Consider the following 22,239-nt stretch of genomic DNA (forward strand, 5'->3'; position numbering starts at 1 on the left):
GGGCGGTCTAGCGCCAAAAGCGCGGGGCGACCAGTCCCCCGGCCGCCCCGATAAAGTCATTCGTCTGGTTCGTCAGGCTGAGGTGCCACCCGACAGCTCTTTCGCTTGGGGACGCCAATCGTCGCGGCTGGCCCTGCCTTTGAACTGTTCGAGGTTCTCGTCGATCCAGGCAAGCTCCTGATCCGACCAAGCGGCGATCTGATCATAGTGATAGATGCCCATGCTATGGAGCAAGTCTTCCAATTTAGGGCCAATGCCCTTGATCCGCTTCAGATCGTCCGCGCCACCTTCGCGCGGCTCGGCCATGCGGGCCGGTTCCGTTCCGATCTCCGCGGTCTTTGTCTGCGAGTCCGTATCGCCTTCGTATTTCCAGTCGCCCTTCCGATCGGCAAGCTCTTGGCTGCCGGCAAGCTGGCTCGACTTCCATTTCGGATCGTCGGTTTCAACCTCGGTCGCGTCCGGGGTGGGCGATGGGGTGGCGGACGGCTCCTCGACCGCCGGGGCATCGGATTTCGACTGCTCTTGTTCGGATCGGTCCGACGGCGTGTCGTCCTTCGCTTTCTCCTCGAGCGAAGCGTCTGGCATACCCCCCGACGCAGAGCTCGGCCCCCCGCCCGCAACGTCGCCGGTGTGATCGGGTGAGGGGGTCGTCCCGGTCAGCGTTCCGGCCCCGGCCGCCTCGGTTGGTGCCGCGGTCGCGCCGGATCGGCCTACCCCTACGGTGCCGCTGTCGCGTCCGGCATGGGTGGCGCCGATGGCTTCGGCCTGGTTGTCCGAGTGGATGTTGCCCACCGAGCTGGGTGCGGTCGTGGCCGATCCGGGCTGAACCCCTGCAGTTCCCGCCGGAACCGTCCGGTCACCAAGCTGGCCATGCGAAGCGGCTCTCAGATCGGGTTTTCCACGCTCCGGCCCGGAGAAAAATCCGAAGAACAGGATGATCGCAGCCCCCAGCGCGATCAGGATCGCCAGAAAGGCCGCCGGCGAAACCGTGAAGTTCCCCACCACCATCAACGCCACGAAGGCCACGAATCCGATCCCGCCAGCAATGGCCGCAATCAGCAGAAAAGAGCTTGGAGTCTGTCGTTGCATTTCCGTCATTCCCTGTCCGTCAGGTCACGTAATAGACCCTTCGACACGGAACGTAGCGCGGAACTATCCGTCTGTCTGCCCTTCTCGCGACAGGACTTTCGCCTGCCCCACCCAGTTGTCGCGAATGACCCGGCCCTTGAAGCCTTCCAGATTGCGGTCGATCCAGGCCAATTCCCGGGCCGACCAACCGGCGATCTGGTCGAAATGGAAGATGCCCATCCCGTGCAGCGTCTGTTCGAGCTTCGGCCCCACGCCCTTGATCTGCTTCAGGTCGTCCGCCCCGCTGCCACGCGCGGTTTCCAGAACTTCGGGTCGCGTCTCCTCGCCCTCGGGCACATCCGAAGCTTCGGCGTTCACGGGGTCGTCCTCTGCCGAGGTATCCATGCCGCGTGACAACGGCGCATCACCTGCGTGGGTCGAGGTCTCGCGCGTCTCGGATTGGACGGTCTCGCCGCTTTCGCCGGCGGCGTGATAAGCACCCCCCTCGGGCGTCGCGTCCCCGGCTTTGGACACGCCAGCGACCTCTCCCTCGTCCGGGCGGGCCTTGTTGTCGGCATCGCTTTCCTGCTTGGTCGTCGCGTGATCGTTCACGGCCTTGTCGGCGCCGGGTTGCGCGCCGGGCGTCGGACGTTCGTTGTTGGCCGTGGGACCCAGCAAGTCATCGTTGACCGGGGGCGGAGTCGCGGCACCGCTGTCCATCGCCGGGTTCCACGGCGCGCGCAGACGGACCTCGGTCCCGTCGATCCGTTTCAACGTGTCGCCGATCTCCGTCGCCAGGGAGACCGAGGCGTTGGACGCGTTGACCTTGTCATTATGCAGCGAGGTGACGCCTCCCGCCGGTTCCGAGGCAAACCGACCCGTTTGCGAGCCGGGCGTAGGCACCTTGCCCGCGGCCATCTCGTCCAGAAGATGCGCGAGGCTCTCGGCCGTCAGATCCTCGTAGTAATCCTTGCCGATCTGCGCCATCGGCGCGTTGGCACAGGCGCCCAGACATTCCACCTCTTCCCAGCTGAACTTGCCGTCCGATGAGATCTGGTGCGGTTTTTTCGCGATCTTCTCCTTGCACACGCCGATCAGATCCTCGGCGCCGCAGATCATGCATGATGTCGTACCGCAGACCTGCACGTGCGCGACCGTGCCCACCGGCTGAAGCTGAAACATGAAATAGAAAGTCGCCACTTCGAGCGCGCGGATATAGGCCATTCCCAGCATCCCCGCGACATGCTCGATCGCGGGGCGGGACAGCCATCCCTCCTGCTCCTGCGCACGCCACAACAGGGCGATCACTGCGCTGGCTTGCCGGCCTTCAGGATATTTCGAGATCTGCGCCTCGGCCCATTTCTGGTTGGCCTCGGTAAAGGCGAAGCTTTCGGGCTGCTCGGTATGCAGGCGGCGGAGCATGGGCTGGCCTCTCTCAGATCTCGGTCGCGGGTGATTTAGCGAAGTCGTGCGGGAAGGGAAAGGCGTGGATGCGCTTCAGAACCACCGCAACGTCGCCGCCACCAGCAAAAGGACGGCGATGCCAGATGGCACCACCGCGCGGTCGCAGAAGCGCGTGAACCATGTGTCCCGAGTCCCCTGCCCCATCCAGACCAGGAAACTGGTCAGAAACAGCAGCATTGCCAGTGGTGTGGCGGCAACCATGAACCAGGCAAGGCCCAGTGCCACGCCGGACCCCTAGCGGTCGATCTCGCCGAACACGACGTCGAGCGTGCCAATGATGGCCGACACATCCGCCAGTTGGTGACCCTTTGTCAGATGGTCCATCGCCTGCAGGTGCAGATATCCCGGCGCCCGCAGCTTGGCGCGATACGGCCGGTTCGAGCCGTCGGCGACCATGTACACACCGAACTCGCCCTTCGGCGCCTCGACAGCGGCATAGACCTCGCCTGCGGGGACGTGGAAGCCTTCGGTGTAAAGCTTGAAGTGGTGGATCAGCGCTTCCATCGAGGTCTTCATGTCAGTGCGCGTTGGCGGGCTCAGCTTGCCACGATGCATGACTGGACCGGGCTCGTTCCGCAGCTTTTCGCACGCTTGGCGGATGATCTTCACGCTTTCGCGCATCTCCGCCATGCGGACCAGGTAACGGTCATAGCAGTCGCCGTTCTTGCCCACCGGGACCTGGAACTCGAACTCGTCATAGCACTCGTAAGGTTGCGAGCGGCGCAGGTCCCAGGCCAGGCCCGATCCGCGCACCATCACGCCGGAAAAGCCCCAATCCTCGATCACCTTTTCGTCCACGACGCCGATATCAACGTTGCGCTGCTTGAAGATCCGGTTGTCGGTGATCAGCCCGTCGATGTCGTCCAGTACCTTCAGGAACGGATCGCACCAGGCGTCGATCTCTTCGATCAGCTTCGGCGGCAAATCCTGGTGGACGCCGCCGGGGCGGAAGTAATTGGCGTGAAGTCGCGCGCCGCAGGCTTCGTCATAGAAGACCATCAGCTTTTCGCGCTCTTCGAAGCCCCACAGGGGCGGGGTCAGCGCGCCGACGTCCATGGCCTGGGTCGTGACGTTCAGCAGATGCGACAGGATGCGCCCGATCTCGCAGAACAGAACCCGGATCAACTGGCCGCGGCGTGGCACCTCGGTGCCGGTCAGACGCTCGATCGCCATGACCCACGCATGTTCCTGGTTCATCGGGGCCACGTAATCCAGGCGGTCCAGATAAGGCAGGTTCTGAAGATAGGTGCGGCTTTCCATCAGCTTCTCGGTCCCGCGGTGAAGCAGGCCGATATGGGGGTCCACCCGCTCGACGATCTCGCCGTCAAGCTCGAGGACGAGCCGCAAAACCCCATGCGCCGCAGGGTGTTGCGGGCCGAAGTTGATGTTGAAGTTGCGGATCTTCTGCTCTTCGGTTTGAGCGTCGTCGAACTGTTGCGTTCCGTCCATCATGTCCAAACCCTCATCAGGTTGCTGTGCCGGTGGCCTAGGCGTGCCGTCCCGGAATTCACGACCGGTCCCCGAAGGCATCGCGGAAAGCGACAATCCACAAGAGGATCAGCGCACCGACTGGAAGGATCGCCAGCACCGACACCCATTTCGAGATCCCGTAATTGGGCAGGATCCGCCAGAACGGCACCACCAGCAGGACCGCCATGAACAGGAACCCCGTCACCATGTCGCCGGTGCCAATCGAGCCCATCATCCCGTTAGGCCCCATCCGACTTCTCGTCGCCGGGAAGGATGTAATCCGCGCCTTCCCATGGGCTCATGAAATCGAACTGGCGATATTCCTGAACCAGGTCGACAGGCTCGTAGACAACCCGTTTCACGGTCTCGTCGTACCGGACTTCGGTATAGCCCGTGGTGGGGAAATCCTTGCGCAGGGGATGCCCGCGGAAGCCGTAATCGGTCAGAATCCGGCGCAGATCCGGATGACCCGAGAACAGGACGCCGAACATGTCGAACACCTCCCGCTCGAACCAGCCAGCGCTGGGGTGGATCGACGTGACCGAGGGCGCCATCTCGTCCTCGCGCACCTGCGTCTTGAGCCGGATCCGGTGGTTCTGCCACATGGACAGGAAGTGATAGACCAGATCAAACCGCGCCTCGCGGGCGGGATGGTCGATGGCCGTGATGTCGATCAGGCTGGTAAAGCGGCACGTCTTGTCCGACTTCAGGAACTCCACCAGCGACTTGATCGAGGACAGGGCCACATGCACCGTCAGCTCGCCGAACGCGATCTCGACGCTCAAGACGCAGTCGGGGCGGGCGTTGCGAATATGCTCTCCCAGTTCTTGCAGGGCGGTGTCAGACATGCGCGCCTCCTTCAGCGGGTGATGGTGCCGGTGCGGCGGATTTTCCGCTGCAATTGCAGGATGCCGTAAAGCAGCGCTTCGGCCGTCGGCGGGCACCCGGGCACATAGATGTCGACGGGCACCACCCGGTCGCAGCCTCGCACGACGGAATAGCTGTAGTGATAGTACCCACCCCCGTTCGCACAGGACCCCATCGAGATCACGTATCGCGGCTCGGGCATCTGATCGTAGACCTTGCGCAGCGCGGGGGCCATCTTGTTGGTCAGCGTACCGGCCACGATCATCACGTCGGCCTGCCGCGGAGAGGCCCGGGGCGCAATTCCGAAGCGTTCGGCGTCGTAGCGCGGCATCGAGGTGTGCATCATCTCGACCGCGCAACATGCCAAGCCGAACGTCATCCAGTGAAGCGAGCCGGTGCGCGCCCAGTTGATCAGATCGTCGGCGGTCGTCAGCAAGAAGCCCTTGTCCGTAAGCTCACGGTTCAGGGTCTGAGTCGCGTTGTCGCGGTCGGGACCGGCGGTCATCGCGCCTTGGGGCGTCGCACCCGGTGTCACAGCCATGATTTTGTCCTCTCACGGAGGCGCAGGGAAGGCCCCGCGCCAAGGTCTTATGTCACCTATAAGCGCCGCCCCCCGCCGTCAACGTGAGGGGCATGACGCGAAACGTCTCATCCGGTGGTCCGGGCAGGTAAACCGGACACGAGGATCACACCGAATCCGGAACCTACAAAGTGGAAAGGAGCGCGTGACCGGTGTTCGTGGCCCGCCATCTGCAATGGGCCGCGGCAACCCGGCACCGCAAGCGCTGGCTTACGGGGTCATTCCCAGTCCAGTGCGCCCTTCTTCCACTCGTAGGCGAACCCGACCGTCAGAACCGCCAGGAAAACCATCATCGACCAGAACGCAGTGTCCGTCATAACCGAGAACGTCGTCGCCCACGGGAAGAGGAACGCGATTTCGAGGTCGAAAATGATAAACAGGATCGAGACGAGATAGAATCGAACGTCGAACTTCATCCGGGCGTCGTCGAACGCGTTGAATCCGCATTCGTAGGCCGAGACCTTTTCGCTGTCGGGATGGCGGACCGCCACGATCAGCGCTGCAAGGATCAGAATGAGCCCGAGCGCGATGGCAAGCCCCAGCAAAATGAGGATCGGCAGGTAATCTCTCAAAAGATCGTCCATCGCGTCGCTCCGTTCATGCGTCGTCTGCGATCTACCGCCCGGCCGCAGCGGGGTCAACGGCCTGCCCTGCCCCGACCCTGCCGGAACGATCATCCACAAAAGGACGTGATCGTTTCACATTTTAATCTCAATCGTTTCGGAAAGGTGAATCACTGCCGAAACAATCCCGGATAAAACGAACAACTAGGTAAGCAGGCCATGAAAAATATTTTCCTCCCCCAATCCGTCCGGAACTTCCTCAAGACGCCAGCCGGCCATCTGATGATCGAACTTTCCCTATGGGTGCCTATGGTCGCCTTCGTAGCCGGAATCGCCACAGTGGCGTGATGGGGACCGGCCGCGATCACTCCCACGCCGGATAGAAGTCCCGGTCGTAGAGCAGTTCGTCGCCCGGCCGCGGCAATGCGGCCTGAAACCCTTCACGTTCGGTGATCAGGTCGTACCAGCGCGCCGTCTCGGGGAACTCGTCGAGCGGCGCGAAATGCACGCCCATGTAGACCGCCTGTCCGACCGCGATATCTGCGGCCGAAAATCCGCTGGTTAGAAGGTAGTCCCGGTTCTCCACCGGGGTCGACAGGCGCCCTTCGATGGCGGCATAGCACTTCTTCAGCCGCGCGGCCTCGATCTTCGTGATCGTGGGCGAGCGCATGGAATCCTCGCGCAGGATGATGTGTTGCTGGGTCAGGTTTGCGCAATGCTGGCTGACGGTCTCGGCGAAGTGCAGCCAGATGAGGAAATCGGGGCGGTCGATATCCCCGGGCGGACGCCCCAATCCGCGCTCGGGGAACCGTTCGCACAGGATCTCGGCTATCGCGCCGGTTTCCCAGATGACCTCCCCGTCGATCTCGACCGAGGGCACCCGTCCGGCGGGGCTGAGCGACAGGTATTCCGGCTCGCGCAGGGACCTGTCGAACGAATGGACCCTCAAGCTGAAATCCACGTCCAATTCGTTCAGAAGCCACAGTGTCCGCATGGACCTGGTCTGATGACAGTGGTGCAGAACGATCATATCTCGGTATCGTCTCCTTCAAGGATCACCAGCGCATCGCCAGCCGAAACCTGCGCGCCTTCGGTAACCAGCACCTCGGCGATGCGACCGTCGCGGGGGGCGCGCAGGCTGTGTTCCATCTTCATGGCCTCCAGCACGGCAAGTACCCGGCCGGCTTCGACCTTTTCCCCGGCTTCGGCATTCAAACGCACGACCCGGCCCGGCATCGGCGCCAGAACCGCATCGCCGGACAGACCGCCCTCATCTGCGACGGCCAGCGGATCGACGATGTCGAACACGGCGCCGTCGACGGTCACGCGATTGCCATGCCTGACCCCGGGTCTATGCTGCACCGCGTCGATACGCCAGCCCCCGGGGGTGCGCACCGCAGATGCGGCCCGATCACCGCACGAGATGTCGCGCCTGTCCTTGCCGACGCATGCAACCCGCACCTCCATCGCCTCGCCATCGTGGACAAGGGAAACCGTCTGACCCAAGGCACCCCACAGGGCGAATCCCTGCAAGTTATCCCCGGGCGCGTCGAGACCGGTCGCGCAAAGCGCGGCGAGGGATACGGCACTGATGCCAGGCGCGGCCTTTGCCGTCAGTACGTTGATATCGCGACCTATAAGCCCGGTCTCGACCTCTCCCGACCGGACCTGAGGGTGATCCACCAGTGCCTTCAGGAACCCGGCATTCGTCACGGTGCCCGCGACGCGAAGCCGCCCCAGCCCGTCCGACAGGCGCTGAAAGGCGATGTCGCGCGTCGGGCCGTGGGCGATGATCTTCGCGATCATCGGGTCGTAATGCGGGGTGATCTCGTCCCCGGCGCGGATCCCGGTCTCGACCCTCAGCCCGTCGGGAAAATCCAGCGCGGCAATCCGTCCCGTCGCCGGAAGGAAGCCCGAAGACGCGTCCTCGGCATAAAGACGGGCTTCGACCGCATGGCCGCGGATCGCAAGACTTTCCTGCGTGACAGGCAACGCCTCACCGGCCGCGACGCGAAGCTGCCATTCGACAAGATCGACACCCGTCACCTCTTCGGTTACCGGATGTTCAACCTGCAGCCGCGTATTCATTTCCATAAAATAGAACCCGTCGGGGGACAGGCGTTCACCACCTTCGACGATGAACTCGATCGTCCCGGCCCCCTTGTAGCCGATCGCTTCGGCCGCAAGGACGGCGGCATCGCCCATGGCCTTGCGCATCGCATCCGTCATGCCGGGTGCCGGCGCTTCCTCGATCACCTTCTGGTGACGCCGCTGAAGCGAACAGTCCCGCTCGAACAGGTGAATCGCTTCCGTGCCGTCCCCGAAGACCTGCACCTCAATATGCCGGGGGCGGGTGATCGCCTTCTCGATCAGGACCGAGTCGTTGCCGAACGCGCCCTTCGCCTCTGCCCGGGCGGAGGCGAGCGCCTCCTTGAAGTCCGCCTCTTCCTCGACCAGCCGCATCCCCTTGCCGCCGCCCCCCGCGACGGCCTTGATCATCACGGGCCAGCCGATCTTCGCGGCCTCCTGCGCAAGGCGGACATCGGCCTGATCGACCCCGTGATAGCCCGGCACCACCGGCACACCGGCCTTTTTCATCACGGCCTTGGCCGCGTCCTTCAGGCCCATCTGCCGCATCGCATCCGCCGACGGACCGATGAAAACCAGCCCCGCCGTCTCGATCGCGTCGACGAAATCGGGGTTCTCGGACAGGAAGCCGTAGCCGGGATGGATCGCCTCCGCACCGGTTTCACGCGCGGCTTCGACGATCCGGTCGATCCGCAGATAGCTGTCGGCCGGGGCCGGACCGCCGATATGCACGGCCCTGTCCGCCATCTGGACATGCCGTGCGGTGCGGTCGGCGTCAGAGAAGACGGCCACCGTTTCCACCCCCATGCGGCGGCAGGTGTCGATGATCCGGGCGGCGATCTCGCCCCGATTGGCGATCAGGATGCGTCGGAACATCGGCTATCTCCCTGTCATCTTCTGGCCCCGCGCCAGGTGATCTTCGGCCTCGGCCACCATGCGCGCGAGAATCTCTACGGCGGGGACGCAGTCCCGGATCAACCCGGTCGCCTCCCCCACGATGGGGGTGCCGGTTTCGGCATCGCCGTCCGCCATGGCATCGCGCCATGCGGCTTGCGCCTGCGGTGTGTGGCGCAGTTGGTGCTCTTGTCCCCGCCAGCGGTCGCTGAAAGCGTTTCGCATGGATCTGATGGTGAATTCGCCGGGCCAGGTTAGGCCCCGCGCCGCATCGGGAACGGTGGTCCGCACCGTGGCGTCGCCGGTCGCCTTCATCGCGGCGGACACCAGCCCGCGCGCGACCAGAGCCTCCTCGGCGGCCCAGAACCGGGACCCGACCAGCGCGCCGTCCGCCCCAAGCATCAGCGCCGCCGCCAGACCGCGCCCGTCCGCGATCCCGCCGGCGGCCAGAAGCAACGTCTCGGGGGCGCGCGCCGCGAGCAGGTCGGCAACCTCGGGGACCAGCGTCATCGTCGCGCGCCGCAACCCGTGGCCGCCGCCCTCGGCACCCTGGGCGACGATCGCGTCGGCCCCGGCGTCCAGCGCGGCGCGCGCCTGATCTAACGTCTGAACCTGCAGGATCAGCGGAACGCCCGCCTTGCGCACCATGGCTCCCAAGGCCCCAGGGTCGCCAAAGGACAACATGACGGCAGCGGGTCTGCGCTCCAACGCCTCTGCCAGGACCCCTTCCGTCACCGACCACGTGATGAACCCGATGCCGACTTGCGACGGCCCGGCAAGGTCCACCTGGTCCCGGATCCAGGCCGCGTCGCCGTATCCGCCGCCGATCAGCCCAAGGCCGCCCCCGGCGCTTACTGCTGCCGCCAGTCGCCCGCCGGCGGCGGCGGCCATCGGCGCAGACACGATCGGGTGGTCGAGCCCGAACCGCGTGGTCAGGCGGGTTGCGATCATTCCAGCACCTCGATCACCCGGAACCGCTCGCACAGAAGCAGCATGTCTTCCGACCAGCCGCCGTTTCGCGTGAAGTAGTCGACGTGACCGTCGCGCCATTCGGCGAAGGTGCCTTCCCCTTCGGCCAGGGCAAAGTCTTCGGGGACATCCCGGAAGGCACATTCGAAGACGTCCACGGTCTCGATCATCACCGCCGGAGTCCAATCCCAGCGGCACGCGATGTCGCGACGGCCGATGGCTGGACGACTTTCCGGGTCGGCCTCGAACTCGCGCAAGGCTCCGCAGGTCGCCGTCTTCTGGCCTGCGATGACCAGCCCCAGCAGACGGTCGCACAGTTCGGGTCCGTCGCCGAACCGGAACGTCGTGAAACCTGCGACGCGATCATCCGAGGCCTCTGCGCTCACATCCGGAACACGCCGAAGCGTGTCTCCTCGATCGGGGCGCTGGTGGCAACGCGCAGGGACAGGGAAAGCACCTCGCGCGCCTTGCGGGGGTCGATGCAGCCGTCGTCCCAGAGACGTGCCGAGGCATAAAGCGGATGGGACTGACGCTCGAACTGATCGATCACGGGGCGTTTGAAGGCGACTTCCTCTTCCTCCAGCCACTCTTCCCCGCGTTTTTCCAGTGCCGCGCGGCGAACCTGCGCCAGCACGCCGGCCGCCTGCGGCCCGCCCATCACGCTGATCCGGCTGTTGGGCCAGCTCCACAGGAAGCGGGGCTGATAGGCGCGGCCGGACATGCCGTAATTGCCGGCCCCGAACGAGCCCCCGATCAGCATCGTGACCTTCGGCACCGCTGTCGTCGACACGGCCGTGACCATCTTCGCCCCGTGCCGCGCGATTCCTTCCGCCTCGTATTTGCGGCCGACCATGAAGCCGGTGATGTTTTGCAGAAACACCAGCGGGATGCGCCGCTGCGAACACAGTTCGACGAAATGCGCCCCCTTCTGTGCGCTTTCGCTGAAGAGGACGCCGTTATTGGCGACGATCCCCACGGGGCAGCCCATGATGTGGGCAAAGCCGGTCACCAAAGTCTCGCCGAAGCGGGCCTTGAACTCGTCGAAGCGAGAGCCGTCGACGATCCGCGCGATGACCTCCCGCACGTCATAGGGGGTCGTCAGGCTTTCGGGAACCACGCCCAGGATCTCGGACGGGTCGTAGGCCGGGTCCTCGGGGCTCTGCCACTCCAGCGCGGCGGCCGGGTCCCACCCCAAGGATCGGACGGCCTGTCGCGCCAGCGCCAGCGCGTGGGCGTCGTCCTCGGCCAGGTAATCCGCTACGCCCGACAGCCGGGTGTGGACGTCCCCGCCGCCCAGATCCTCGGCCTCGACCACCTCGCCCGTCGCCATCTTCACCAGGGGCGGCCCGGCGAGGAAGATCGTCCCCTGTTCTTTAACGATGATCGACACGTCCGACATGGCGGGTACGTAGGCCCCGCCGGCCGTGCACGACCCCATGACCACGGCGATCTGCGCGATGCCTGCAGCGCTCATCCTCGCCTGGTTGTAGAAGATGCGCCCGAAATGATCGCGGTCGGGAAACACCTCGTCCTGGTTCGGCAGGTTCGCGCCGCCCGAATCGACCAGATAGATGCACGGAAGGCGGTTCTCCTCGGCGATCTCCTGCGCGCGCAGGTGCTTCTTGACCGTCATGGGATAATAGGTGCCGCCCTTCACGGTGGCGTCGTTAGCCAGCACCATGCACAGCCGCCCCTCGACCCGTCCGATGCCCGCAATGGCGCCGGCGGCGGGGGCTGCGCCCTCGTACATGTCGTGGGCCGCGGTCAGACCGACTTCGAGGAACGGAGAGCCGGGGTCCAGAACCCCCGCGACGCGATCCCTCGGCAGCATCTTGCCCCGTGAGATGTGTCGCTCGCGCGCCCGTGTGCCGCCCCCTTCGATGGCCAGGGTGGCGGCCGCCTCGATCTCGGCAAGGGCCTGAAGATGCGCGGTTTCGTTCGCCTTGAACGCATCGGATCCGATCAGTATCTGCGATTTCAGTTGCATGAGCCCTCCCCGCACGGGCTTCAGGCTAGGCCGGGTCGCGGCGGGACGCCAGACGAAAGCACGACGTCCCGGCGGAACGTCGCGGTGTTTCACGCGCAGGCGTGTTCGCATGTTGCAAGACGGATGGAGCGAAGGCACGCTGCGGAAAAGATCACAATGGATGGCCCGATGCGTCTTGTCTTCGTCGCAGCCCTTGCCGGTCTGATCCCGGCCATATCTTTCGCCCAAGGGACGGAGGCCCCGGACCCCGCGCCCGAGGCCGAGCGCATAATCGGCGCGATCGCCTGCGTTCCCGCCCTGCCCTATCGATTGAGGCACCTGTCCGAACCATTGGACGAGTCCGACACCATCGGAACCGTTCCGACGGCGAACTGCTATCCGACGGCCGGATGCGACAACGGCTGGTGCGCCGTCGAGACGACAAGCGGCATGGGCTGGGTCGCGGATCCGGGCATCACCGTCATCGTGCCGACGTCCGGCGATGGGCCAGAGGCCGATGCCGGGTGCGGACTGTTCGCAATCATCGCGACTGTCGACACGGAAGCGGCCGCCCAAGCGATGATCGAACAGGATTTCCCCGCGGAGAACACGACCATCCTGAACCACAACCGCCTGCCCAATTTCGAAGACGGCAAGGTCTCGGTCGCGCTGGGGCCGTTCGCAGCCGCCGAGGTGGCCGAGCAAGCCTTGTCCGGGGTCGACGCACCGGAGGGCTATGTCAAACCGGCCTGCGCGACCCCCACGGCGGCGCGGGACTAGGGTTCGGACGCGGCGCGGGCCTTCAAATCCTTGCGGATCACCTTGCCGGTCACCGTCATGGGCAGTTCGTCCAGGAACGCCACTTCGCGCGGATAGGAATAGCTTGCCAGCCGGGACTTTACCCACTCCTGCAACTCGGCCGCCAGATCGTCGGAGGCGGGCGTGCCATTCTTCAGCACCACATAAGCCTTCACGATCTCGGTCCGCATCGGATCGGGCTTGCCGACCACGCACACGGTCGCGACGGCGGCATGGGTCATCAGGCAATCCTCGATCTCGGACGGTCCGATGCGATAGCCCGATGATGTGATCACGTCGTCTTCGCGGCCCTTGAACCGCAGATGCGCGCCGTCCCACATGCCGCGGTCGCCGGTCAGCATCCACCGGCCGCGGAACTTCGCCGCCGTCTCGCGCGGTTTGCGCCAGTATTCCAGCATCATGGAGGCCGATCCGCGCGCCACGGCGATATCCCCCTCTCCATCGCAGGGCTGCCCGTCGACATCCAGAACCGCCAGCTTGTGGCCGGGCACGGGCCGACCGATGGTGCCCGGAACGGCGGGAAACATCGCCCCTGACGATGATGCGATCATGTTGCACTCGGTCTGGCCGTAGAACTCGTTGATCGCCACGCCAAGCGCGTCCTGCCCCCAGCCCAGCATTTCGGGGCCAAGGGGTTCGCCCCCACTGGCGACGCTGCGCAGGCCCGGGATCCGGCACCCCTCGGCCTTCAGCATCCGCAGGACCGTGGGTGGGAAGAAGACATTGCGCACGCGTCCTTCCTCGCAAATGCGCAGTGCGGCCTCGGGGGTGAACTTCGGCAACCGGGCAGCGACGACCGGGACACCCAATGCCAAGCCCGGCATCAGGACGTCGAACAGCCCCCCGATCCAGGCCCAATCGGCCGGGGTCCACAGCACATCGCCCCGCTGGCCCAGGAAATCGTGGCTCATCTCGACCCCGGGCAGATGACCGGTCAGGACGCGATGCCCGTGCAGGGCGCCCTTGGGCTTGCCGGTTGTGCCGGAGGTATAGATCAGGACGGCCGGGTCGTCAGGCTCGAACTCGGGCATGGCGCGACTGGCCCCGGCGGCCGATGGCAACCCGCGTTCGGTGATTATGCCCAGACCCATGCCGCGCAGGGCTTCGCGGCCCTCCTCGTCGGTGACCACGACGCCCGCGCCGGAATCGTTCAGCCGCGTCTCGAGCGCGTCACGCCGGAACAGCTTGAACAGCGGGACCGAGATCGCCCCCAGCCGCCAGCACGCCAGATGCGCGGCCGCCGTCAGGGGCGACTGGCTGAGAAGTACGCCCACCCGGTCGGTGCGCCGTATCCCCTTGTCGACCAATGCGGCCTCGACCCGCCGCGACAGGTGCCAAAGCTGTCCGTATGTGATCCCCCGGCGTCCTTCTGGCGTGATCTCTATGATCGCCAGTCGCTCGGGCTCGGCCGCGGCCCATCCGTCGCAGGCCTGATGGGCCATGTTCAACCGCTCGGGCAGGTCCCAGCGGAACCGGGAATAGAGGGCGTCATAGGGCTTGCGGGTCAGAAGGGGCATCGTTCTCATGGTCGGGAAAGCCTATCCCATTCGCGGCCATCGTCCACGTCTTACGTGTCCGGGGCGGCTAGAACCCGACTACGCCGATCCAGACGATAGACGCGACGCCCCGCATCGCCCGGCGCGCCGCACGCCACGACAAGCCAGACCTTCCCCTCCCCGGGCGTCGCGGCGCAGTCGGTGGGCACCGCCCCTGGAACGTCCTGCGCATACTGGGTCGCGATGCGGCGAATGGCCGTCGTCTCGTCCGGGGCGCGGCCCAGCCGCCATCCGAAAATGGCCGCCGCAAGGCAAAGGGCAGCGACGGGCGTCCATGGCCACCAGCGGGTCAGTGCCGGAACTCGGCCAGTTCGGACAGCCTGGCGACCCGCTCGGCCGTCATGTCCATGCGGCAGGCCGCCCCGGCGATGCTACGCATCGAACCGGCCCCCCACTGCGCGTAGTCCAGCGCGCATTCGGCATCCCGGAATGCGATCCACGCCCGCTGCGCTTGCAGCAGGGCGTCGTCGAAATTCGCGAATGCCCCGCCCATCACGTCAGCCTCGACCGCGTCCTGCGCCTTGGCCGCCTTCCTCAAAGCGGGCCAGATGCGATTGAGCTCGGCATCCCACAGATCAGCCTCCATCGCGAAGCAGGCGGTCATTCCGACCGTGGTACTGCCCCCCGGCGCGTCCTGGCACGGATCGGCTGCGCGCCCCACGCAGGCCAGAAAATCCGGCCCCGAGCGTCCTGCGATGCAGGCCGCGAACTCGCCCTGCCACGGTGCGGGATCGGCGGTCTGCGCCCCCGCACCACCGGTCCAGACGCAAACCATCGCGACCAATACCCCTAAAATTTTCACGCCGTGATGTCTCCGTTGGCCAGATCGTGTTTAACAGCCTCAAGCTCCCGGTCCAGAAAGAACGAGATCAGTGATCGGATCACGACCAGAAGCCCAAGGAACACGAGGTCGATCATCGCCAAGCTCAGCGCGGTATGCACGATGTCGCTGACGATCAGCAGCTCCAGTCCCGCCAGGATATAGCGGCCCAGCGCCACGCGCTGCCGGTTGATCCCCCGGACCCGCGCCACGCCGTCGCGCTGTAGCTCGGCCAGCACGAAACCCAGGACAAAGCGCACGGCACCCAGAACCAGGATCGCGATGGCCAGCAGATCGACCACCGTCGCCACCCATTCCAGCCCGTGCACAAGCCATGCCAGTTCGCCATGCAATGCGCCGCCTTCGCGCGCATAACCCAAAAATTCGCTTTCGCTTTCCATGACCCGTCAATCCGTCCGCCCGGCTCTCATTCCCCTCAGGCCATCGCAGCCATCAGTTCGCGTCCGATCAGCATCCGCCGGATCTCGGATGTTCCTGCCCCGATCTCCATCAGCTTCGCGTCGCGGAACAGCCGGCTGACGGTGGTGTCGTTCATGAACCCCGCGCCGCCCATCGCCTGCACGGCCTGATGGGCCACGGTCATCGCCTCCTCGCTGGCATACAGCACGCAGGCCGCCGCATCCTGGCGCGTCACCCTGCCCTTGTCACAGGCCTTCGCGACCTCGTAGACATAGGCCCGGGCGCTGTTCATTTTGGTGTACATGTCGGCGATCTTGCCCTGCATCAGCTGGAACGACCCGATGGGCGCGCCGAACTGCTTGCGCTCGGCCATGTAGGGCATGACCTCGTCCATTGCCGCCGCCATGATGCCGGTGCCGATCCCCGACAGCACGACCCGCTCGTAATCGAGGCCGGACATCAGCACCTTCACGCCGCCGCCTTCCTCGCCCAGCACGTTCTCGAACGGGACTTCCACGTCGTCGAAGATCAGCTCGGCCGTGTTCGACCCGCGCATCCCCAGCTTGTCGAAATGCGGACTGGTGGTGAAGCCGGTCATCGTCTTCTCGATCAGGAAGGCGGTGATGCCCTTCGATTTCGCCTCGGGGTCGGTCTTGGCGTAGACCACCAACGTATCGGCGTCGGGGCCGTTGGTGATCCAGTATTTAGTGCCATTCAGGCGGTAGTGATCGTTGCGCTTCTCGGCCTTCAGGCTCATCCCGACGACATCCGATCCCGCGCCGACTTCGGACATGGCCAATGCGCCGACATGCTGGCCACTCACGAGTTTGGGCAGGTATCTCGCGCGCTGCTCGTCTGTGCCGTTCAGCGCGATCTGGTTCACGCACAGGTTGGAATGCGCGCCGTAGGAGAGCGACACGCTGGCGCTGGCGCGCGCGATCTCCTCGACCGCCACGACATGGGCCAGATAGCCCATGCCTGCGCCGCCGAACTCCTCGGGTACGGTGATCCCCAGCAAGCCAAGTTCGCCCATTTCGGGCCAGAGGTCGGGGGGCATTTCGTTGCTGCTGTCGATCCCAGCCGCGCGGGGCTTCAGGCGGTCCTGCGCCCAGCGGTGGACAGTCTCGCGCAGCGCGTTGACGTCCTCGCCAAGGTCGAAACTCATGGATGCGGTGAACATGGGCGGTCTCCTCCTCTTGGCGTCAGACAAGGACGTCGGCGCGCGCTTGGCAAGGGGGCCTAGGGCAGCAGGCGTTCGACCAGATCGGGCAGGTCATCGAAATGATCCAGCATCGCGTCGGGGTTCAGGCGCGCGATCCCCGGCCCCTCGGGCCCGAACGAGACCAGGATGACCGGCATTCCGGCTGCACGGGCGGCCTTCACGTCCGTTTCGGTATCGCCCACCAGGACCGCCCGGTCGCGATCCGCGCCGTTGCGCCGGACGACTTCCCACAGCGGTTCGGGGTCTGGTTTGCGCACCGGAAGCGTGTCGGCACCGACCAGCACGGGCAGGACATGGGATGTCCCCATCTCGTCCATCAGGGACTTGGCCAGGCCCTCGGGCTTGTTGGTGCAGATACCCACGGCGCAGCCGCGGTTCTTCAACATCTCGACCGCCTGCCATGCGCCCGGATAGGGCGTCGAATAGATGGCGATTGCAGCACCGTAGGCGGTCAGCAGCTTGTCATAGTCCTCCTCCACCTCAGCGGGGCCGCCCGCTCCACTGCGCGAAAAGCCTTCCGTCAGCATGGCGCGTCCGCCCCGGAACGCGATGGCGGCGTCGGCCACCGGATCCAGCACGTCGCCCAGGCCACGGTGCCGGAAACAGGCATTGGCCGCGGCGATCAGGTCGGCCGAGGTGTCGATCAAGGTGCCGTCGAGGTCGAAGATGACCGTGCGCATGAAGCCCTCCTGCAATGGCCGGTAACGATGCGTGAGCGTCAGCCCGCTTGCGTGCAGCCTTGCGACGGGTAGAACGAGCCCGAGCAGAAGGAAAGGCCCGCCATGGCATCCCACCTCGTCGTTCTGGCCGCCGGCCAGGGCTCGCGCATGAACTCGGACCTGCCGAAGGTCCTGCACAAGGTCGGGGGCGCACCGCTTTTCGCCCACGCCCTGAACGCCGGCGCCGCGCTGGAGCCTGAGCGCAGCGTCCTGATCGCCGGGCACGGGGCCGAGGCCGTCCGCGCCGAAGCTTCCGAATGGGACGAGGATCTGGTCGTGGCCTTGCAGGAACAGCAGCTGGGCACCGCCCATGCCGTGGCCCAGGCCCGCGACGCGCTGGAGGGGGCCGAGGGCGATGTCTTCATCCTTTACGGTGATACGCCCTTCATCCGGCCCGAAACGTTGTCGATGATGGCGGCCGCCCGCGCCGGCGGTGCGGCGGTCGTGGTGCTGGGGTTCGAGGCCGCCGATCCCGGCCGCTATGGCAGGTTGATCGTCGAAGGGGGCGAGCTTCTGCGAATCGTCGAATACAAGGACGCGACCGAGGCCGAACGCGCGGTCACGTTCTGCAATTCAGGCGTGGTCTGTGCCGATGCCGCCGCCCTGTTCGACCTGATCGACGCGGTGAGCAACGACAACGCCAGTGGCGAATACTACCTGACCGACATTGTCGGCATCGCGCGCGACCGGGGTCTGCGCTGCGCCACCGTAGCCTGCGACGAGGCCGAGACGCTGGGCATCAACACCCGCGCCGAGCTGACCCGCGCCGAAGCTTTGTTCCAAGCGCGCCGCCGGACCGAGATACTAGAGGACGGAGTCACCCTGGTCGCGCCCGAGACCGTGTTTTTCGCCCATGACACCCATATCGGCCGCGACACTGTGGTCGAACCGAACGTCGTCTTCGGCCCCGGCGTCACAGTAGAATCGGGCGCCACGATCCGCGCGTTCAGCCATCTGGAAGGGTGCCACGTGGGCGCGCGCGCGATCGTGGGCCCCTATGCCCGTCTGCGTCCCGGCGCGGAATTGGGCAACGGTGCCCGCGTGGGCAACTTCGTCGAGATAAAGTCTGCCGAAATCGGCGAAGGTGCGAAGGTGAACCACCTGACCTATATCGGGGACGCCAATGTCGGAGAGGCCGCGAATATCGGCGCCGGCACGGTGACCTGCAACTATGACGGTGTCTTCAAACACCGGACCGAGATCGGGGCGCGGGCCTTCATCGGCTCGTCGACCATGCTGGTCGCACCTGTCCGCGTTGGCGAGGATGCGATGACCGGATCGGGGTCCGTCATCACCTCGGACGTGCCGGACGGCGCGCTGGGGCTGGGACGGGCGCGGCAGACGAACAAGGACGGCCTTGCACGCAAGATCGTCGCGAAACTCAGGGCGGCACGGGACAGGGGAAGACACTGATGTGCGGAATCGTCGGCATTCTGGGGACCTATGAAGTCTCACCCGTCATCCTCGAGGCGTTGCGCCGTCTTGAATACCGCGGATACGACAGCGCGGGGATCGCCACGGTCAGCGACGGTCAGCTCGACCGGCGGCGCGCGGTGGGCAAGCTGGTGAACCTCAGCGATCACCTCGTCCACCAGCCGCTGCCGGGGCGGTCGGGCATCGGGCACACTCGCTGGGCCACCCACGGCAAGCCCACCGAAACCAACGCCCACCCCCATCGGGCCGGACCGGTCGCCGTCGTGCACAACGGCATCATCGAGAACTTCGCCGAGCTGCGCAGCGAACTGACCGCCCGCAATTACGGTGCCGAATCCGAGACCGATACCGAAACCATCGCCCTGCTGTGCCAGTCGTTCCTCGACGGCGGGGCCACCCCGGTCGAGGCCGTCCAGCGCACCTTGGCGCGGCTGGAAGGCGCCTTCGCGCTGGTCTTCCTGTTCGACGGCCAGTCCGACCTGATGATCGCAGCGCGCAAGGGCAGCCCCCTTGCCATCGCCCATAACGGGACCGAGGCGTTCGTGGGTTCGGACGCCATCGCCCTGGCGCCGTTGGCCGACCGGCTGATCTATCTCGAGGAGGGAGACTGGGCCGTCCTCAGCCGCGAAGGCTTCACCATCTTCGACGAGGCCGGGGCCGAGGTCGACCGCCCCGAAACCCGCATCGCAGAGGCGGCAGGCCGCGTCGACAAGGGCGGTCACCGGCACTTCATGGCAAAGGAAATCCACGAGCAGCCCGCCGTCATCGACGCGTGTCTGTCGCATTACCTCGACGGCGACACGGTACGCCTCCGCGAGGGTGAGATCGACTTTTCCGGCGTCGACCGCATCGTCATGGTTGCCTGCGGCACGGCGTCCTACGCGTGCCACGTGGCGAAATACTGGTTCGAACAGATCGCCCGGGTCCCGGTCGAGGTCGATGTAGCCTCGGAATTTCGTTACCGCGAACCGCCCCTGTCCGACCGGACCCTCGCGATTTTCGTCAGCCAGTCGGGCGAGACGGCCGATACCCTGGCCGCCTTGCGCTATGCGTCCGGCAAGGCGCAGATCCTGTCCATCGTGAACGTGGACACCTCGTCGATCGCGCGCGAATCCGACGTCGCCCTGCCGATCCTGGCGGGGGTCGAGATCGGCGTCGCCTCGACCAAGGCATTCACCTGCCAGCTGACTGTGCTGGCCCTTCTGGCGCTGAAGGCCGGGGCCGATCGCGGCACGCTGACGGCCGAGGATGGCAAGGCCCATGTCGAAGCGCTGCGCAAGATGCCCGCGCTGGTCAGCCAGGCGCTGGCGGTCGAGGATCGGATCGAGGACATCGCCCGCTCCCTGGCCGAGGCGCGCGACGTCCTGTTCCTGGGCCGTGGCGCGATGTATCCACTCGCGCTGGAAGGCGCTCTGAAACTAAAGGAAATCAGCTATATACACGCCGAAGGTTATGCATCGGGTGAACTGAAGCACGGCCCCATCGCGCTGGTCGACGAAAGCGTGCCGATCATCGTGCTGGCCCCGCGCGACCACCTGTTCGGCAAGACGGTGTCGAACATGCAGGAGGTCATGGCCCGCGGCGGCCGCGTGGTGCTGATTTCGGACGGGGACGGCTTGGCCGCGGAAAGCGCCGCTTGGCGGACGGTGGAGATGCCGCGCGCGCCGGCGATCTGGGCGCCCATCCTCTATGCCGTGCCCGCACAGATGCTGGCCTATCACACGGCCATCGCGAAGGGGACGGATGCGGACCAGCCGCGCAACCTCGCCAAGTCCGTGACCGTCGAATAAGGGACCTTTACCCGGGGGCGTGTGCGGCAAGCTCCGCCAGGACCCCGGGCAGCACCTCCGGCAGATCCTCGGCGATCAGACCCGGCCCAAAGCGCAACGCGCATTCGGTCAAAAGCCAAGCGCCCCGCCCCGCGGCTTCAACCGGGTCCAGCCCGCGCGCAAGAAGCCCTGCGATGAACCCGGTCAGCGTGTCACCTGCGCCCGCCGTCGCCAGCCCCGGCGCCGAACGGTCATAGAGGGCGGCGTGGATGCGGACGTCGTCGGGGGACGCGATGACCGTATCGGGCCCTTTGAGCAGCACGGTGCACCCTGCCCGATCCGCCGCTGCCTGCGCCGCGTCGAGGCGGGAGAAGGCCGGTCCGCTCTCGACCGGGCCGTTCATTAGGTTCGCCAGATCGGGGAACAGCCTTGCGAACTCCCCTCCGTGCGGTGTCAGGACGGCCTTCGGATGCAGCATCCCGAACAGGTCGTCCGGCGCCTGGGCAAACGCGGTCAGCGCGTCGGCATCCAGGACGCAGGCGCGATCGGCCGCCAGCACCGTTCGCACGAGCTCGCGCGTTCGGCCACCGCTGCCCAGTCCGGGTCCCAGCGCAACCGCGTTCAGGCGCGTGTCCTCCAGCATCTCGGCCAGCGCGTCCGCGTCACGCATCGAAGACAACATCACCGCATCAAGCCGCGCCGCATTCTCCTGCAATGCGGCGGGCGGCACGGCCAATGTCACAAGTCCCGCCCCCACCCGCAGAGCGGCGCGGGAAGTCATGCGGGCGGCCCCGCCCTTCCCCGGGCCGCCGCCAAGGACCAGGGCGTGCCCGTAGGCATATTTGTGGCCTCCGGCCTTCGCCAGACCATTGGGCGCACCCACAAGCCTGACACCGTCCCCGGTATCGGGCAGACCGATATCGATCACCCGCAACATCCCGCATGCCTCGGGGGCGTCGCCCAGCACGTGGCCCCGCTTGGCCGCGTGAAACGCCAGCGTCAGATGGGCTTCCGCGGCCCGGGCCCCGATCCGGCGTCCGCTGTCCGAGCACCAGCCCGAGGGCATATCCAGCGCGACGACCTTCGCCCGTCGTTCGGTGCGCAACAATCCCAGCGTTTCGGGAAGGTCGACCGGCCGGGTCAGCCCCGTTCCGAACAGCGCGTCGACGATCAGATCCGGATCCCCCTTGTCGGTACCGTCGACCAGTGGAGTCACATCCCCCAGAGCGGACCAGGCGGCGTGGTTGGCCGCTGCGTCGGGCGGCAGTTTGCCGGGATCACCCAACAGGCGCAGGTCGACCGTCCAGCCCAGACCGTGCAGTAGGCGTGCTACCACGAACCCGTCGCCCCCGTTGTTGCCCGGCCCGCACAGGATCAGGACCCGTCCGGGCGCCAGATCGGGCCATTCCTCCAAGATTGTCGCGACGGCACCGCAACCTGCTCGCTCCATCAAGACGCGGTCCGACGCGGTGCCCGAATCCATGGCAGTTCTCTCGATTTCGCGCATCTCTTCGGCAGTCAGCACATGCATTCGGGAACTCCCTTTAAAAA

At 65.9% G+C, this 22,239-nt stretch carries 23 protein-coding genes; 4 read left to right on the forward strand and 19 right to left on the reverse strand.

Features of this window, described 5'->3' with window-relative positions; translation table 11 throughout:
* Positions 1 to 72 precede the first annotated feature (72 nt).
* The 8 genes from PAA8504_RS03465 to ndhC form a co-directional block, all read right to left on the reverse strand.
* Positions 73 to 1,089: a helix-hairpin-helix domain-containing protein gene (locus PAA8504_RS03465; RefSeq protein WP_146190446.1), complete on the reverse strand. Its 1,017-nt coding sequence runs from the start codon at positions 1,087 to 1,089 to the stop codon at positions 73 to 75.
* A 63-nt stretch (positions 1,090 to 1,152) separates the two neighbouring features.
* The gene (locus tag PAA8504_RS03470; protein WP_108892732.1) at positions 1,153 to 2,490 is read right to left on the reverse strand and encodes an NADH-quinone oxidoreductase subunit E; all 1,338 of its coding nucleotides are present in this window, start codon (positions 2,488 to 2,490) and stop codon (positions 1,153 to 1,155) included.
* Between the two features lie 75 nt (positions 2,491 to 2,565).
* The gene (locus PAA8504_RS03475; protein WP_108892733.1) at positions 2,566 to 2,757 is read right to left on the reverse strand and encodes a hypothetical protein; all 192 of its coding nucleotides are present in this window, start codon (positions 2,755 to 2,757) and stop codon (positions 2,566 to 2,568) included.
* Positions 2,758 to 2,766: 9 nt separating this feature from the next.
* The gene (locus PAA8504_RS03480) at positions 2,767 to 3,981 is read right to left on the reverse strand and encodes an NADH-quinone oxidoreductase subunit D (RefSeq protein WP_108892826.1); all 1,215 of its coding nucleotides are present in this window, start codon (positions 3,979 to 3,981) and stop codon (positions 2,767 to 2,769) included.
* Between the two features lie 58 nt (positions 3,982 to 4,039).
* The gene (locus PAA8504_RS03485; protein WP_245897502.1) at positions 4,040 to 4,252 is read right to left on the reverse strand and encodes a hypothetical protein; all 213 of its coding nucleotides are present in this window, start codon (positions 4,250 to 4,252) and stop codon (positions 4,040 to 4,042) included.
* A complete protein-coding gene (locus tag PAA8504_RS03490) occupies positions 4,242 to 4,850 on the reverse strand; it encodes an NADH-quinone oxidoreductase subunit C (RefSeq protein ID WP_108892734.1) in 609 nt (202 codons plus the stop codon). Before PAA8504_RS03490 ends, PAA8504_RS03485 begins: the two co-directional genes overlap by 11 nt.
* Before the next feature lie 11 nt (positions 4,851 to 4,861).
* On the reverse strand, positions 4,862 to 5,410 hold the full coding sequence (locus PAA8504_RS03495) for a NuoB/complex I 20 kDa subunit family protein (protein WP_370739668.1): 549 nt from the start codon (positions 5,408 to 5,410) through the stop codon (positions 4,862 to 4,864).
* A gap of 257 nt (positions 5,411 to 5,667) precedes the next feature.
* Positions 5,668 to 6,033, reverse strand: coding sequence for an NADH-quinone oxidoreductase subunit A (gene ndhC, locus PAA8504_RS03500; RefSeq protein ID WP_108892735.1), 366 nt, complete (start codon positions 6,031 to 6,033; stop codon positions 5,668 to 5,670).
* 198 nt (positions 6,034 to 6,231) lie between these two features.
* Between ndhC and PAA8504_RS22680 the strand changes: the two genes are divergently transcribed.
* A complete protein-coding gene (locus PAA8504_RS22680; protein WP_281259931.1) occupies positions 6,232 to 6,360 on the forward strand; it encodes a hypothetical protein in 129 nt (42 codons plus the stop codon).
* Between the two features lie 16 nt (positions 6,361 to 6,376).
* Here the strand turns inward: PAA8504_RS22680 and PAA8504_RS03505 are convergent, their stop codons facing one another.
* The 5 genes from PAA8504_RS03505 to PAA8504_RS03525 are packed head-to-tail and all read right to left on the reverse strand — an operon-like array spanning position 6,377 to position 11,950.
* Positions 6,377 to 7,042 carry a glutathione S-transferase family protein gene (locus PAA8504_RS03505; protein WP_108892736.1) on the reverse strand — a complete coding sequence of 222 codons (666 nt, stop codon included), beginning with the start codon at positions 7,040 to 7,042 and terminating at the stop codon, positions 6,377 to 6,379.
* Complete coding sequence (locus tag PAA8504_RS03510; RefSeq protein ID WP_108892737.1) at positions 7,039 to 8,976, reverse strand: acetyl/propionyl/methylcrotonyl-CoA carboxylase subunit alpha; 1,938 nt, start codon at positions 8,974 to 8,976, stop codon at positions 7,039 to 7,041. The genes PAA8504_RS03505 and PAA8504_RS03510 overlap by 4 nt, the downstream gene beginning before the upstream one ends.
* Before the next feature lie 3 nt (positions 8,977 to 8,979).
* Positions 8,980 to 9,945, reverse strand: coding sequence for an NAD(P)H-dependent flavin oxidoreductase (locus PAA8504_RS03515; protein ID WP_108892738.1), 966 nt, complete (start codon positions 9,943 to 9,945; stop codon positions 8,980 to 8,982).
* Positions 9,942 to 10,349: an ASCH domain-containing protein gene (locus tag PAA8504_RS03520; RefSeq protein ID WP_108892739.1), complete on the reverse strand. Its 408-nt coding sequence runs from the start codon at positions 10,347 to 10,349 to the stop codon at positions 9,942 to 9,944. The genes PAA8504_RS03515 and PAA8504_RS03520 overlap by 4 nt, the downstream gene beginning before the upstream one ends.
* On the reverse strand, positions 10,346 to 11,950 hold the full coding sequence (locus PAA8504_RS03525) for a carboxyl transferase domain-containing protein (RefSeq protein WP_108892740.1): 1,605 nt from the start codon (positions 11,948 to 11,950) through the stop codon (positions 10,346 to 10,348). The genes PAA8504_RS03520 and PAA8504_RS03525 overlap by 4 nt, the downstream gene beginning before the upstream one ends.
* A 168-nt stretch (positions 11,951 to 12,118) precedes the next feature.
* Between PAA8504_RS03525 and PAA8504_RS03530 the strand changes: the two genes are divergently transcribed.
* Positions 12,119 to 12,709, forward strand: coding sequence for a hypothetical protein (locus PAA8504_RS03530; RefSeq protein ID WP_146190447.1), 591 nt, complete (start codon positions 12,119 to 12,121; stop codon positions 12,707 to 12,709).
* Here PAA8504_RS03530 and PAA8504_RS03535 read toward each other — a convergent pair.
* From PAA8504_RS03535 to PAA8504_RS03555, 5 genes are all read right to left on the reverse strand, one after another.
* A complete protein-coding gene (locus PAA8504_RS03535; RefSeq protein ID WP_108892742.1) occupies positions 12,706 to 14,274 on the reverse strand; it encodes an AMP-binding protein in 1,569 nt (522 codons plus the stop codon). The genes PAA8504_RS03530 and PAA8504_RS03535 overlap by 4 nt on opposite strands.
* Before the next feature lie 319 nt (positions 14,275 to 14,593).
* A complete protein-coding gene (locus tag PAA8504_RS03540) occupies positions 14,594 to 15,106 on the reverse strand; it encodes a lysozyme inhibitor LprI family protein (RefSeq protein ID WP_146190448.1) in 513 nt (170 codons plus the stop codon).
* Positions 15,103 to 15,525 (reverse strand): DUF1622 domain-containing protein, encoded by a 423-nt coding sequence (locus PAA8504_RS03545; RefSeq protein WP_108892743.1) that lies wholly within the window; start codon positions 15,523 to 15,525, stop codon positions 15,103 to 15,105. Before PAA8504_RS03545 ends, PAA8504_RS03540 begins: the two co-directional genes overlap by 4 nt.
* Positions 15,526 to 15,560: 35 nt before the next feature.
* Positions 15,561 to 16,724 carry an isovaleryl-CoA dehydrogenase gene (locus tag PAA8504_RS03550; RefSeq protein ID WP_108892744.1) on the reverse strand — a complete coding sequence of 388 codons (1,164 nt, stop codon included), beginning with the start codon at positions 16,722 to 16,724 and terminating at the stop codon, positions 15,561 to 15,563.
* 59 nt (positions 16,725 to 16,783) lie between these two features.
* Positions 16,784 to 17,446 (reverse strand): HAD-IA family hydrolase, encoded by a 663-nt coding sequence (locus tag PAA8504_RS03555; protein ID WP_108892745.1) that lies wholly within the window; start codon positions 17,444 to 17,446, stop codon positions 16,784 to 16,786.
* 102 nt (positions 17,447 to 17,548) lie between these two features.
* On the opposite strand from PAA8504_RS03555, the gene glmU reads away from it, so the two are divergent.
* Together glmU and glmS are read left to right on the forward strand one after the other, a co-directional pair.
* Positions 17,549 to 18,898: a bifunctional UDP-N-acetylglucosamine diphosphorylase/glucosamine-1-phosphate N-acetyltransferase GlmU gene (glmU, locus tag PAA8504_RS03560; RefSeq protein ID WP_108892746.1), complete on the forward strand. Its 1,350-nt coding sequence runs from the start codon at positions 17,549 to 17,551 to the stop codon at positions 18,896 to 18,898.
* A complete protein-coding gene (glmS, locus tag PAA8504_RS03565) occupies positions 18,898 to 20,709 on the forward strand; it encodes a glutamine--fructose-6-phosphate transaminase (isomerizing) (protein WP_108892747.1) in 1,812 nt (603 codons plus the stop codon). Before glmU ends, glmS begins: the two co-directional genes overlap by 1 nt.
* A 7-nt stretch (positions 20,710 to 20,716) precedes the next feature.
* On the opposite strand, the gene PAA8504_RS03570 is transcribed toward glmS, so the two are convergent.
* A complete protein-coding gene (locus PAA8504_RS03570) occupies positions 20,717 to 22,219 on the reverse strand; it encodes an NAD(P)H-hydrate dehydratase (protein WP_108892748.1) in 1,503 nt (500 codons plus the stop codon).
* Positions 22,220 to 22,239 lie beyond the last annotated feature (20 nt).

This window comes from Palleronia abyssalis, from assembly GCF_900302445.1.
In the GTDB taxonomy this organism is placed as follows: domain Bacteria; phylum Pseudomonadota; class Alphaproteobacteria; order Rhodobacterales; family Rhodobacteraceae; genus Palleronia; species Palleronia abyssalis.